Annotated in this window: 10 protein-coding genes; 6 read left to right on the top strand and 4 right to left on the bottom strand. The window is 65.9% G+C overall.

What is annotated here, in order from left to right; translation table 11 throughout:
• Positions 1-4: 4 nt before the first annotated feature.
• Both carA and IPL75_10645 read right to left on the bottom strand, forming a co-directional pair.
• Entirely contained in the window at positions 5-1,132 is a 1,128-nt protein-coding gene (carA, locus tag IPL75_10650; GenBank protein ID MBK9240701.1) for a glutamine-hydrolyzing carbamoyl-phosphate synthase small subunit, read from the bottom strand.
• A gap of 6 nt (positions 1,133-1,138) precedes the next feature.
• Positions 1,139-2,899 carry a PEGA domain-containing protein gene (locus tag IPL75_10645; GenBank protein MBK9240700.1) on the bottom strand — a complete coding sequence of 587 codons (1,761 nt, stop codon included), beginning with the start codon at positions 2,897-2,899 and terminating at the stop codon, positions 1,139-1,141.
• A 46-nt stretch (positions 2,900-2,945) separates the two neighbouring features.
• Here IPL75_10645 and bshC point away from each other — a divergent pair, with 46 nt between their 5' ends.
• A complete protein-coding gene (bshC, locus tag IPL75_10640) occupies positions 2,946-4,604 on the top strand; it encodes a bacillithiol biosynthesis cysteine-adding enzyme BshC (GenBank protein ID MBK9240699.1) in 1,659 nt (552 codons plus the stop codon).
• Here bshC and argH read toward each other — a convergent pair.
• Together argH and IPL75_10630 are read right to left on the bottom strand one after the other, a co-directional pair.
• Entirely contained in the window at positions 4,601-6,058 is a 1,458-nt protein-coding gene (gene argH, locus IPL75_10635) for an argininosuccinate lyase (GenBank protein MBK9240698.1), read from the bottom strand. The two genes, bshC and argH, sit on opposite strands and share 4 nt — an antisense overlap.
• Before the next feature lie 6 nt (positions 6,059-6,064).
• The gene (locus IPL75_10630; GenBank protein MBK9240697.1) at positions 6,065-7,222 is read right to left on the bottom strand and encodes an ROK family transcriptional regulator; all 1,158 of its coding nucleotides are present in this window, start codon (positions 7,220-7,222) and stop codon (positions 6,065-6,067) included.
• A 265-nt stretch (positions 7,223-7,487) separates the two neighbouring features.
• On the opposite strand from IPL75_10630, the gene IPL75_10625 reads away from it, so the two are divergent.
• The 5 genes from IPL75_10625 to IPL75_10605 all read left to right on the top strand — a co-directional run bounded on the left by IPL75_10625 (position 7,488) and on the right by IPL75_10605 (position 13,369).
• Positions 7,488-9,707: a PBP1A family penicillin-binding protein gene (locus IPL75_10625; GenBank protein MBK9240696.1), complete on the top strand. Its 2,220-nt coding sequence runs from the start codon at positions 7,488-7,490 to the stop codon at positions 9,705-9,707.
• A 76-nt stretch (positions 9,708-9,783) separates the two neighbouring features.
• The gene (gene hrcA / locus IPL75_10620; protein MBK9240695.1) at positions 9,784-10,833 is read left to right on the top strand and encodes a heat-inducible transcription repressor HrcA; all 1,050 of its coding nucleotides are present in this window, start codon (positions 9,784-9,786) and stop codon (positions 10,831-10,833) included.
• A 34-nt stretch (positions 10,834-10,867) separates the two neighbouring features.
• The gene (locus IPL75_10615; GenBank protein MBK9240694.1) at positions 10,868-11,371 is read left to right on the top strand and encodes a nucleotide exchange factor GrpE; all 504 of its coding nucleotides are present in this window, start codon (positions 10,868-10,870) and stop codon (positions 11,369-11,371) included.
• Positions 11,368-12,504 (top strand): molecular chaperone DnaJ, encoded by a 1,137-nt coding sequence (gene dnaJ / locus IPL75_10610; protein MBK9240693.1) that lies wholly within the window; start codon positions 11,368-11,370, stop codon positions 12,502-12,504. The genes IPL75_10615 and dnaJ overlap by 4 nt, the downstream gene beginning before the upstream one ends.
• Positions 12,497-13,369 carry a 50S ribosomal protein L11 methyltransferase gene (locus IPL75_10605; protein ID MBK9240692.1) on the top strand — a complete coding sequence of 291 codons (873 nt, stop codon included), beginning with the start codon at positions 12,497-12,499 and terminating at the stop codon, positions 13,367-13,369. Before dnaJ ends, IPL75_10605 begins: the two co-directional genes overlap by 8 nt.
• The last annotated feature ends 23 nt before the right edge of the window (positions 13,370-13,392 follow it).

Here is a 13,392-nt window from a genome sequence, read left to right as displayed (position 1 = left end):
TGACTCAGGCCGTGGCTTCCATCGCATCTACGAACTGCGAAAACAGGTAGTCGGCATCGTGCGGCCCGGGAGCCGCTTCAGGGTGGTATTGCACGCAGAACACCGGTTTCGTGGTGTGGCGCAGGCCTTCAATCGTGCCGTCGTACAGGTTCAGGTGCGTGACCTGCACGTCGGGGGGAATCGATTCAGGATCGATCGCAAACCCATGGTTCTGCGACGTGATTTCAATCTTGCCTGACTTCAGGTCCTTGACGGGATGATTGCCGCCGCGGTGACCAAACTTGAGCTTGAACGTCCGCGCGCCCAGAGCGAGGCCCAGCACCTGATGGCCCAGGCATATGCCGAAGACCGGCACGCCGGCATCCACGAGTGCCCGCGTATTGGCGATGGCGTAGTCGAGCACGGCGGGGTCTCCGGGGCCATTGCTGAGGAAGATCCCATCCGGCTTCGAGGCCAGGAGCTCGCTGGCCGGCGCCGTCGCCGGATACACACGCACCTGGCAGCCGTGGGCCGTCAGGCGGCGAAGGATGTTCCATTTCATGCCGAAGTCATACGCGGCCACGCGCAGGGGCCGCTTGACCTTGTGACCCGACGCCACCACGAACCCGTCGGGTCCGGTGCCGCCGGCCCAGTCAAATGCCTCGGCACACGTCACCGTGCGCACGAGGTCTGTCCCTTCCATCTTCGGAATGGCGCGAGCGCGCTCCACCAAATCCTCCGGCTTGTGGCCGTTGCCGGTGGCGATCACGCCACGCATCGCACCGCCCGAGCGCAACGTACGAGTCAGCGCGCGGGTGTCGATGTCGGCAATGGCCACGATGTTGTGACGCACGAGGTAGTCGCGCAACGTGCCTTCCGACCGCCAGTTGCTGGCGATGGGCGACTCGCTGCGAATGACAAACCCCGCGATCTGCGGCGTGCGGGATTCGACGTCCTCCTCGCTCACACCGTAGTTGCCGATCTCGGGGCAGGTCATGGTGACGATCTGCCCGGCATAGGACGGGTCGGTGAGGACCTCCTGATACCCGGTCAGGCTCGTGTTGAACACCACTTCGCCTGCGGTATCAGCGGCAGCACCCGCAGACCGCCCACGAAACCACTTGCCGTTCTCCAGCGCTAACAATGCGTCCATAACCCTTTACCTTACGGAAATCTCCAACGACAGGCGCACCAGCGTCTGCTGGCCGGCCCGCACCACGGCGGTGGTCGTCACGCTCTTGTGCCCGGCCATGTCCACAAGAATCCTATGCGGACCCGGCGACAACTCGGGCACCCGCATCGGCGCCGTGCCCACCACTCGTCCGTCGATGGACACGGAGGCGCCCGCCGGCCGTGTCTCAACATAAACCGCGCCGGTGGTGGCCACCGGCGCAAGCGGCGCCGTACTCACCAACTCCACCGTGATGTCACGTGCCGGCGAGCCCTTGCTGACGGTCACGCGCTGCGTACGCCGCTGATAACCCGACCGCGACACCGCGACGTTGTACGTGCCAAACGACAGGTCACGAATCGTGGCCGGCGTCGTGCCGCGAGCCCGCCCGTTGACCGACACCAATGCGCCGGCCGGTATCGACCGCACCAGCAGCCGGCCACGCCGCACATCGGCGACCGGCGCGGGCGACATTGCTGGCAGAGCCGTCACCGCGACGGCAGCGCCAGAAGGCGTCGGTGCAGCCGCGGGCCCCCCTGCGTCAACGGGACCGTCGGCCGGCGTCGAAGGCGCCTCCTGCGCGACGGGGGCGTCGGCCACAGCCGGTCCTCGCCACCAGTACCCGAGGCCAGTGCCGGCCAACACCGCTGTGACCACGATCACGGCGACCAGACCGCGGCCGCGCGGCGGCGCCGAGTCATTCCACGCGGCCAGGTCCGGCAACGTCGGGCGGCGCAGTTCCGTTGATCGGAACGACATGGGCTCCGGCAGCGGCGCCACCGGCACCACAACCACGGGCTCCGGCTCGGCGTGAGCCACGGAGTCGCTGACGCTCGTCACCTCAGGCTCCGGATCTACATCAAACAACGAGGGCGTATGCCCGAGAGGGACCACGACCGGGCCCACCTCTACTCCCGAGGTCAAGGCCTCAACAAACGCGGTCGGCGTGGCGAACCGCAGCCCCCGGTCCGCGGCCAAGCCACCCGACAGCGCTCGGCGGATCGCGACGCGCAGTTCGTCCGATGTTCCTGCGGCCAGTTCGCCCGCCTGCTCGTCGGCAGCGCCGGGCCGGCGTCCCGTCAGAAGTTCGTGGGCGATGACCGCCAGCGAGTACACGTCCGCGCGGATGTCCCAGTCGCCGCCCTCGGCCCGTTCCGGCGCGGTATACGGCCGCCGGATGGGCGCCGGGATGCGTAGTGCTTCCAACGCCGGTACCACGCCAAATCCCGCCACACGAAGACGCGTCGCGCTGGGCCCGCTGCCGCGCGCGGCTGACAGCACGAAGATGTCCCGGGGGTGCAGGGAGCCGTGCCCCACGCCCATCGCCCACGCCGCCTCAATCGCGCCGGCCATCTGGTGCAGCAGCGGAAGGGCGGCCTCGATTCGCGCCGGGGCCATCTGCCGAAGCCTTCCGTCGAGCGTCTCGGCCGCCACGTACTCGGTGGCCAGGAACGCTGTGGTTCCCTCCAGTCCGGCATCGAGGGCCGAAACCACAGCAGGGTGCTCGATCGGGGTCGCCGCAAAACGCCGCAGCGCGTCGGCCAACTTCGAGGTGACCTCCGGCACCACATCGAGGCGGAACGCCTTGACGGCCACGAGTTTCTCAAGCTGGGGTTCGAACGTCCGAAAAACAGGCCCCAGAGCGCCGCTGCCAATCTGGTGCAGGACGCGAAAGGGGCCGAAAGCGGGCGGCGCGGTAAATCCGGCGGAGTCGTCGAATGGCAGCGCTAAAACTCCTGAAACGATCATGACACTTTAGCACGCGATACAGACCCACTGTAGTAAATTGACTGCCGTGCCCGCGCAATCCGATTCCACTACCGACACACTGGTCCGCGCCTCGATCGATCTCCGGCGCTTTCCCTGGATTCGGCCGCTGGTGGCGGCGTATTCCTCTGATTTTTCCAGTGTGTCCAGTTTGTTCGCCGGCAACCCTGCCGATCCCGACGCGTGGACGCAGGCGATTTCGCGCGTGCAGAAAACGCCGCGTGACCGCGCCGCGCTCAGCAAAGTCCTGACCGCGCAACTCGAGCGGCGCGCCGCGCCGGCCCATGCGCGCTCTGCGGCCGCGCGCCTCGGTGACGACACCACGGTGGCCGTGGTCACCGGCCAGCAGGCCGGACTTTTCGGCGGTCCGCTCTACACGTTGTTAAAGGCCGTGACCGCCATACGCCTCGCTCGCAAGGTCTCGGCCAAGCACGGCATCGCGGCCATCCCGGTCTTCTGGGTTGAAGCCGAAGACCACGACTGGGATGAAGTACGCACCGCGCGCGTACTCGATGCCGATCTGGCGCTGCGTGAAATCACGCTGGACGACCTCGAAGGCGCCGGCGTCAAGCCTGTGGCCGCTCTCGTGCTCGACGAGGGGATCGGAGATGCGCTCGGCGCGCTCGAAGCCGCACTGCCGACCACCGAATTTACGGCGGAGCTCATGGCGCGAATCCGCGCGCACTACCGGCCAGGTCAGCGCATGGGCACGGCCTTCGCGTCGTGGCTGGACGATTTGCTTGGCCGGTACGGCCTCGTCGTGTTCGAAGCGTCCGACCCGGCGGCCAAGCCTCTGGTCGCGTCCCTGTTCTCGCGCGAACTCGACGCGCCCTGTCGCACCGCGCACTTCGCGAAAGCCACAGGCGAAGCCATGCGCGCGCTCGGCCACGAGCCGCAAGTGCAGCCTGGCGAAGACAGCGTGGCGTTGTTTTATCTCGGCGGCGGCGATCGCGTGGCGATCAAGCGGAGAGACGACGGCTATGCCATGGGAGAGACGGTGCGCCCGCAGGAGGACGTGCGGCGCGAAGCCGCCGAACACCCGGAACGCTTCAGCCCCAATGTGCTCCTGCGGCCTGTGGTGCAGGACCGGCTCTTTCCGACAATCTGTTATGTCGCGGGGCCGAGTGAACTGGCGTACCAGGCACAGCTTGGCGCCATTTATCAGGACTTCGGCGTCGAGGTGCCGCTGCTGTACCCGCGAGCCAACGCGACCTTGCTCGACTCAGCCGCCGTCAGGTTCCTCGAGAAGTATCAGTTGGCGCTTGAAGCGCTGCAGCCGCACGACGAGGCGGCCCTCAATCGCCTGCTCGAGCACCAGCTGCCTGCCGGCGTCGAGGAAGCGTTACACGCCGCGTCACAGGAAATCGGCGCGCGCATCGGCGCGCTCAAGGCCACGATGCCCTCCATCGACCCGACACTGGTTGGCGCCGCCGACACCACGCTCGAACGCATGCAGGAAACACTCAAACACCTGCATACCAAGATCATTCACGCGAGCAAGCGGAAGCACGACACCCTGCATCGTCAATTCACGCGCACCCAGGCGCTGGCGTTTCCCGAAGGCCACCCGCAGGAACGGATCGTGGATCTCGCGTTTTTCCTGAATCGCTACGGCCAGGCCCTCTGCGACCGCCTCATCGAAGGCCTCCCGCTCGACATGGGCCAGCACTACGTCGTGCAGCTTTAGCCCATCGCCACCGCCGCGGTTTTCAGCGCGGATTCCGCGTTGAGCAGGCGGCTCTTCGCGGCCGCAATCCAGGCGAGGTCTTCGACCAGGAGGCCGCGTGACACGGCAATCGCCGCGGCCGTGACTTCCGGCGCCGGACCGCCGTGTGTGCGCCGCACCGCGACGAAGTGCTCGGGACTGAGGAGCGTGGCCAGTTCGGCGTCGGTGTACTCGATCGCGGTACCGGTGACGTCCTTCGAAATTTCCGCGACGAGTTGGGCCATCGACCGGCCAGAATCTCCGTGTCCCTCGCGGACGAGGCGCGCGGCAATCGTGTGACCGGCCTTGAACGGCAGGCCTCGCTCTCGCGCCAGCGTGTCGGCCAACTCGGTCACCGCAATCCAGTTTTCGCCGGCCCGGCGCCGCATCTTCTCCACATCGAAGTCGGCGTCTTCCAGCGCGACGGCCACCAACGACACCGCGCGAATGGCGTCCTTGAACATCGTGGCCACGAGGGGCTGCAGGTCGTCCTCGGTGTCAACGATGTCGCCGAAGGGCGTGTTGTGCACCGCCACCGGAATGGCGCCCGCCTGGGCAAAGGCCTTCGATGCGAGCGCACGCGCGTGCTCGAGCGCTACAGGATTACGCTTCTGCGGCATGATGCTGCTGACCTGCACGAACCCGTCGGTGAGCCGCAGATACCCGACCTCCATCGTGCACCACAGCAACAGGTCCTGCACGAGGCGGCCCACGCCGACCAGTGTGACCGCCGCCGACCCTGCCGCTTCCAGGAGGTAGTCCACGGTTGCGATGCTGCCGTAGGTGTTGCCCGTGGTGCCGTCGAAACCCAGCAGCGCACTGGTGCGATCGCGATCGATGGGAAACCCCGTACCGGTGATGGCACATGCGCCGAGAGGGTTCACGTTCACCGAGACATACGCGGCCCGCAGACGGGCGGTGTCGCGTTCGAGCTGCTCAATGGCGCCCAGCAGGTAGTGCGCCACCGTGGAGGGTTGCGCGGGCTGTGTGTGGGTGTGCGCCGGAAACACGGTATGCCGATGCCGATCTGCGACACCGACAAGCGACTGCCGCAACTGCACCGTCGCCGCGATCAGCCCCAGCACACACTCACGCAACCGCATCCGGTACATCGTCATGTCGATGTCATTGCGACTGCGCGCGGTGTGGAGCCGGCCTGCGACGGCATCGCCACACGCGGCCACGACCTGACGTTCCAGATAAAAGAACAAATCCTCGCATGATCCGTCATACACGGCGCCGCGCACCGCCGCGAGATCGATCCCGTCGAGCGCGCGCCGAATCGTGCGGGCATCATCGAGCGACACAATGCCGGTGTCGTGCAGCATCACGAGATGCGCGTAGTGAATCGCCATCAGGGGATCGAGAAACAGCGTCTTGGCATCCTCGAAGTTGTCGTTGAGCACGATGCGTACGTAGTCTGGAGAAAACGGCATGGGGTCCTATCGGGTGCCCGTGCGGCCGACCGCACGGGAGGGAAATGATGTGGCGCCGAGCCAGGCGGCCAGACGGGTTTCTGCGGTCTCTACCGCCGAGTAGACGGCGCCCATCAACTGGGCATCGTCGCCGAGCGACGAGATGCCGATCGCGGGCATGTTCGGCACGATGCGCGCCACCACGCGGCGCACCGGTTCGATGAGCAGGTCGCCTGCGTGGCTGAGGCCGCCGCCAAAGACCACCAGCGCGGGGTCGAGCACGGCCACGATGTTGGCGACGGCGGTGCCGAGGTAGACGGCCAGTTGATCGATGACGGCCATGGCCCGCGCATCACCCGCGCGCGCGGCGGTGATGATGGTGGCGGCGTCCGCGTGCTGCGATTCGGCGATGGCCGCGGCGCCGACGTGGCTTTCCAGGTAGCCACGGTCGCCGAAGTCGGCCTGCCACTCGCGCATGTCGAGGTTCATGTGGCTGATTTCCCCGGCGTACCAGTGATGGCCGCGGTGGAGCCGTCCGCCAACCACCACACCGGCACCGATGCCGGCGCCGAGCGCGAGAAAGACGAAGTCGCTGACCCGCCGCGCGGATCCCTGCCATCGTTCGCCCAGCGCCGCCATATTCGCATCGTTGTCCACGCGAACCGGAGCACCCAGTCGCGCCTCCACCAGGTCGCGCAGCGGAAGGTCCACCCATCCGGCCAGATTCACGGCTCTGATGACACGGCCGGCGTGGACGTCGGTCATGCCCGGGGCGCCGACACCGACGGCGTACAACTTGGCCGGGTCGCGGCGCGTGGTCGCAAACACTTCACGCACGACGGCGCAGAGTTGATCGACGATCGCCACGCCTCCAGCCGGGTCCGTGGGCACCTGGCGGCGGGCCAGCACCTTGCCCTGCAGGTCAGCCAGTGCCACGCGCAGCGTGCGCGAGCCCACATCCACCCCCACCAGATAGCCAAATTCGCCGTTGAACTGCAGCAACACCGGCGGGCGTCCGCCCCGGGACGTCCCCATGCCCACTTCGTGCATTAATCCCACTTCGTGGAGCAGGTCCTCCACAAGCGCGGAGACGGTGGGTGGACTGAGGCGTGTCGCCTTGGCCAAATCGGCGCGTGAAATGGGTCCCGAGCGACGGACGGCCTCCAGCAAGCGCTGTCGATTCACGCGCCGCGTGTTGAGACTTCCGCTGGCAGCCTCGCCAGTCGCAAATTCGGGTGGTATGGTCACGGATACACTTCGTTCAACGGATTAACAAAGTGAAAATATGTCCCGAGCCGTGATGTGTCAAGCGAAGCCCCGGCGCGACCGGTCCCTTCTGCCGTAGACTTTCTGACAAGAAATGGACGCTCGCCCTCCCGCCCGGATCAGGCCGGTCGCACCCCGTAAAACTGGAAAACCCGCCCACGACTCCCGGCGCCGATTCTGGCGCATGGTGATTTTTGTGTGCGGCGGCATCGCCGCGCTCGGGCTGATCTTCGCCGGCTACCTCTGGTCCACGTACGCCACCCAGATCGACGCACGCCTTGGGGGCGAACAACGGGCAATTCCGCGCATCTTCGGCCGGCCATTTGAGTTGCGCCCGAATCAGGCGTTGACGCCCGCCCAGCTTGAACAGCGGCTCAACGACGTCGGATATGCCTCGCGCACAGTGGCCGAAAAGCCGGGAGAGTTTTCGATCGGCAGCAGCGTGGTGGTGCTGCGAACCCGTGACGACGAGCCGATCACGGCCCGCGTGGAGTTCTCCAAGGGCAAGATGCCCGTCATCGCCAAACTGATCAATCAGGAGACCGGTCGCGCCATTCCGCGGTTGACGCTCGAGGCGCCGATGCTCACCGCGATCGCCACCGGCGAAAAGCGGCGGTATACGCCGCTCGCGACCATTCCCGGCCGCGTCCGTCAGGCGGTGCTCGCCATTGAAGACCGCCGCTTCTACGACCACCCCGGTGTTGACGTCATCCGATCGGGCGGCGCCGTACTGACCAACCTCTTCGGCGACAAGGAATACCTGGTGGGCGGCAGCACCATCACCCAGCAGATCGTCAAGAACACGTTCCTCACGCCGGAAAAGACGATGCGCCGGAAGGTGCAGGAACAGTTCATGTCGCTGGTCCTCGAGTCGCGGTTCACCAAGGACCAGATCCTCGAGCTCTACCTCAACGATGTGGTGCTCGGGCAGCGCGGCCCGTTTGCCATTCACGGCGTCGCCGAAGCCGCGCGAATTTTCTTCGGCAAGGATGTGCGCAACATCACGCTCGCCGAAGCCGCCACCATCGCCGGCGTCATCCAGTCGCCGTCGCGGCTGTCGCCCTTTCGCAATCCTGAACGCGCGCTCGAGCGCCGGAATGTGGTGCTCGGGGCGATGGTCGAGGCCGCCTACGTCACGGAAGCCGAGGCTGCTGCCGCGCGGCGGGCTCCGCTGGGCCTGGCCACGCGCGCGCTCGAGAACGAGGCGCCCTACTTCGTGGACTACGTCAGCCAGCTCGTGGACGAACGGTATGCCGGACTCCTGCAGAAGGGCGCGGCCGTTGATGTATTCACCACCATCGACCTGCATCTGCAGCGCGTGGCACAGGAAGCCGTCGCTGATGGCCTGGCACAGGTGGACAAGCAATTGGCGGGCCGGCGCCGCAAGGGCCAGGCCCAGGCGGCACTCGTGGCGGTCGATCCCCGCACTGGTGAAATCCTGGCGATGGTCGGCGGGCGCGCCTACAACGTCTCGCAATACAACCGCGCGGTCACCACGCGGCGCCAGCCAGGCTCGGTCTTCAAACCGTTTGTGTATCTGGCGGCATTTGAAAGGATGTTTGCTGAAGGCGCCAGTGAACCCACACCGGCAACGCTTGTCATGGACGAGCCCACCATCTTCATGGATGGCGACCAGCCCTATGAGCCCGGCAACTACCAGAACGAATACGACGGCATGATTTCTCTGCGCCGTGCGCTGGCGCGCTCGCGCAACATCGTGGCGATCAAAATTGCCGAGCAGACCGGCTATGAGCAGGTGGCCGCGTTGTGGACCCGCATTGGCGTGGGCACGCCGGCCAAAGCTTACCCGTCAATCGCCCTCGGTGTGTTCGAGGCGTCGCCGGTGGAAATTGCCACGGCCTATACCCTCTTCTCGAATGGCGGCACCGTCCGTCCCCTTCGCGCGCTCACCCGCATTGTTGAAGACGGAAAACAGCGACAGCTGACTGCCGGCCCGTCGCGCGCGGTGGCGCGCGCAGACACGTCGTACCTGGTCACCAACATGATGCGGGCCGTCATGAATGAAGGCACGGGCGCCGGCGCGCGCAGCAATGGGTTTCACCTCGACGCCGCAGGAAAGTCGGGCACCACAAACGATCTGCGTGACGCCTGGTTCGTGGGGTTCACGCCCGAGTTGCTGACGGTGGTCTGGGTCGGGTTCGACGACAACCAGCCCATTGGCCTTGGCGGTTCGCAGGCGGCGCTGCCGATGTGGACGGCTTTCATGCGCAACGCCCTGGCCGGCCGCGGCAACGTCGGTTTTTCCGCGCCCGACGGCGTGGTCTTTGCCGAAATCGACCCGGATACCGGCCTGCTTGCCGGCCCGCTGTGCCCCAAGAAAATCACAGAGGCGTTCCTGGTGGGCACCGTTCCCGTGGAGTTCTGCGACCAGCACGACCATTGACCCCGAGGGATCAGCACGGGCGACTGCGCTATACTGCATTAGCAGTCTCACGTTGGGACTGCTAAGAACTGATTCCATGGCTGCCGACCTGACAGACCGTCAGCGCCGCATATTGGCGCGCCTTGTCTCGGAATACATCGAGCAGGGGGAACCTGTGTCTTCGGCGTGGCTCGCCGAACACTCGGGCCTGGGTCTCTCCTCGGCCACGGTGCGGAACCTGCTGGCCCGCCTTGAGGAACAGGGATTGGTGCACCAGCCGCACACCTCGGCCGGCCGGATCCCGACGGATGCGGGCTACCGGCTGTACGTGGACTCGTTGCTGCAGGCGCGGCGCCGGCTCAAATCCACGGGTGACCTGGAAAATCGGCTACGGCGCGCGGATGCCGCCGGTGGCCTGCTCGAAAACGTCTCGCACGAGTTGGCCCTGGCCTCCCATCAAATCGCGTTCGCCATGACCCCGGCCAGCGCAACCGCTCGGCTGCATCACATCAGCTTCGTCAGCCTCGACAGCCATCGGGTGCTGGTGATCGTGGTCGCCACCGGCAACCAGATCACCCACAAGGTGGTGGAAACCCAGGAGCCGTGTGATGTGGGGGTGCTCGAGGGCGCAGCACAGTACATCAACGCGGAATTCGCGGGCCTGACCCTGCTCGAAGCGCGCGAAGCCATCCTGGCGCGCATGCACGAAGAGCGGATGTTGTACGACGTCCTGCTGAGCCGGGCGTTGCGACTGGCCCAGAGCGGCCTGGACGAGGTGGCGCCCGAAGACACCCTGCACGTGCAAGGCGTCTCGTTCCTGTTCGACGGCGCGCTGGGCGGATCCATGGATCGTGAACACGTCACGCTCGAGACGCTGCGTGCCCTCTTCAGGCTCCTCGAAGAAAAACACCGCCTCGTGGAACTGCTCACGTCCTACATCGACGCCGACGGGCTCACGGTTGTGATCGGGTCGGAACATTCGTCGCCCGACATGCATCCGTTCAGCCTGGTCGCGTCGACGTTTCATGACGGCCAGCGTACCGGCACCGTCGGCGTGATCGGCCCCACCCGCATGCGGTATCAGCGCGCCATCACCGTGGTGGACGGCGTCTCGCAGGCCGTCACGCGAGTGCTCGAGGGGAATTAGGAACTGGGGAACTGGGGAAATTAGGACATTCGTGATGACCAACGACGAGATGACTGACGGCGCGGCCGAAGCCGCGACAGCGACCGAGAACCCGCTGCAGCAGGAGCGCGACGAACTTCAGGACCGCCTGCTCCGCACCGCGGCCGAGTTCGACAATTACCGCAAGCGGACCGACCGTGAGCGGCGCGAGTTGCACGACTTCATCACGTCCGACCTGATGCGCGAGATGCTGCCTGTGCTCGACGACCTCGAACGTACGATCAGTGCGGCCGCCGCGACGGGGAGCAATCCCGGACTGGCCACCTTCCTTCAGGGTGTCACCCTCATCCATCGTCAGTGGCTCGAGCTCTTGCGCAAGCGCGGCGTCGAAGTGATGGACGTGATCGGCCAACCTTTCGACCCCGAGTGGCACGAGGCGGTGGCTGACGAACCGGCAAACGGGCGTCCCGACGGTGAAATCACCGGGGAACTGCGGCGCGGCTACCGCATCGGATCAAAGCTGCTTCGGGCTCCCATGGTCAAGGTGGCGAAAGCGTGAGCGCTCGTGACTATTACGAGATACTCGGCGTAGCGCGCGATGCCAGCGAGAGCGATATCAAGAGCGCCTATCGGAAACTCGCGCTGAAGTACCACCCGGATCGCAATCAGGGCAACGCCGACGCGGAAGAAAAATTCAAGGAAGGCGCCGAGGCCTACTCGGTACTCAGCGACGCCGACAAACGTGCGCGTTACGATCGCTTCGGACATGCCGCGGTCAACGGCGCGGGCCAGGGCGGAGGCCAGGGGTTCAACCCCGAAACGTTCTCTGATTTCTCCGACATCCTGGGAGACTTTTTCGGCTTTGGTGGAGGCGGCGCGCGCCGCGGCGGCCCCGTGCGCGGCAGCGATCTGCGCTTCGACCTCGAAATCTCCTTCGAGGAATCATTCGAAGGCGCAGAGACGCCGATCCAGATTCCACGCGAAGAAGGGTGCGAACCGTGTGGCGCCACCGGCGCGGCGCCCGGCAGCAGCAGGGAGACGTGTCAGCAGTGTGGCGGACGCGGCCAACTGCGATATCAGCAGGGCTTCCTCGTGGTCTCGCGGCCCTGCAGCCAATGCCGTGGCACCGGCCAGATCATCCCGAAGCCGTGCCCTTCCTGCCGAGGCACCGGCCGTGTAGTGAAAGACCGGCGCGTCACCGTGCGCATTCCCGCGGGCATCTCTGACGGCCAGCGGCTGCGGCTGCACGGCGAGGGTGAACACGGCGCCGCCGGAGGCCCTCCGGGCGACCTCTACGTGGTGATTCACGTGAAGGCGCACGCCAAATTCATGCGCGAGGGCGACGATCTCTACATGGAAGTGCGCGTGCCCTTCCCCACCATGGCTCTGGGCGGTTCTTTCAAGGTGGATGGCCCGGCCGGTCCCGTCGACGTCAACGTCTCGGCAGGTTCGGCCAACGGCACGCTCGTGTCGTTCCGAGGCAAGGGCATGCCGAATGTGTCGGGCCGCGGCGGCGGAGCACTGCACGTGCGTCTCGTCGTGGACGTGCCAAAGAAGATCAGCAAGGAACAGAAGAAGCTGATCGATCAACTCGGCAAAACGATGCCGATCGAGACGCTTGAGGCACGTTCCACCGAAGGGGCGGACGATGACAAGCCGTTTTTTGAACGAGTGAAGGATCTGTTTGGCTGAGTCCGCCCGCGTGTATCCCGGCCTCGATGTCACGTGGCCAGGCGATCCCGCGGCGGACGCCGACGAGATGCCGGATCGCGTACTGGCCGAACTGGATGAGTTCGGCCCGGTCGCAGCCGAGTCTGTGCCGTCAGGCCTCCGTGTGTTTTTTGGCTCGATGGAAGACCGCGATTCGGCCGCGACGCATGTGCGTGCGGCACTGGCCTGTGGCGCTGAACCGGTGGACGTGCCCGACGAACAATGGGCCGAACGCAGTCAGGCGTCGCTGACCGCGGTCACGGTCGGGCGGCTCACTGTGGCGCCGCCCTGGGACCTGCCGGCCGATCGTGCCGGTGTCATTGTCATTCAACCCTCGATGGGCTTCGGCACCGGACATCACGCCTCCACCCGGTTGTGCCTGCGGTTGCTGCAGGAGTTGTCGATGGCAGGCGCTCGTGCGCTTGATGTCGGCACCGGGTCGGGAGTGTTGGCGATTGCCGCGCGGATGCTGGGCGCAGCGTCGGTGGTCGCGGTGGACTTTGATGCCGACGCCGTCACGTCCGCTCGCGAGTGCGCGGAACTCAACAACATCTCCGACGAAATCGACATCCGTCAGGCCGACATCGAGCGTGAGCCTGCGGTGCGCGGCGAGCCCTTCACGCTCGTCCTCGCAAACCTGACCGGCGGAATGCTGGTGCGGATGGCCGGCCGCCTGCTGCAGTTGGCAGTTCCCTCTGCCACGCTCATCGTCAGTGGCGTGACGCGCGAAGAAGAAGAGGCCGTCACGCGTGCGTTTGCCGACCTCGGCGCTCAACTGGACGCGCGTCTCTCTGAAGATGAATGGGTCGGCCTTCGGTTCACGGCTCCCCTCCAGGCGCCTGACTAAATTCACTCCTCACTTTTTTTGCG

Source organism: Acidobacteriota bacterium (assembly GCA_016716905.1).
Taxonomy (GTDB): Bacteria; Acidobacteriota; Vicinamibacteria; order Vicinamibacterales; family SCN-69-37; genus SYFT01.
Note: the sequence above shows the minus strand (reverse complement) of the source record. Positions and strands in the feature narration are given on the sequence as shown.

Bases quoted from the DNA above. Each gene is read 5' to 3' on its own strand.
- carA (MBK9240701.1), bottom strand. From the start codon at position 1,132: ATGGACGCATTGTTAGCGCTGGAGAACGGCAAGTGGTTTCGTGGGCGG.
- IPL75_10645 (MBK9240700.1), bottom strand. From the start codon at position 2,899: ATGATCGTTTCAGGAGTTTTAGCGCTGCCATTCGACGACTCCGCCGGA.
- argH (MBK9240698.1), bottom strand. From the start codon at position 6,058: ATGCCGTTTTCTCCAGACTACGTACGCATCGTGCTCAACGACAACTTC.
- IPL75_10625 (MBK9240696.1), top strand. From the start codon at position 7,488: ATGGTGATTTTTGTGTGCGGCGGCATCGCCGCGCTCGGGCTGATCTTC.
- hrcA (MBK9240695.1), top strand. From the start codon at position 9,784: ATGGCTGCCGACCTGACAGACCGTCAGCGCCGCATATTGGCGCGCCTT.
- IPL75_10615 (MBK9240694.1), top strand. From the start codon at position 10,868: ATGACCAACGACGAGATGACTGACGGCGCGGCCGAAGCCGCGACAGCG.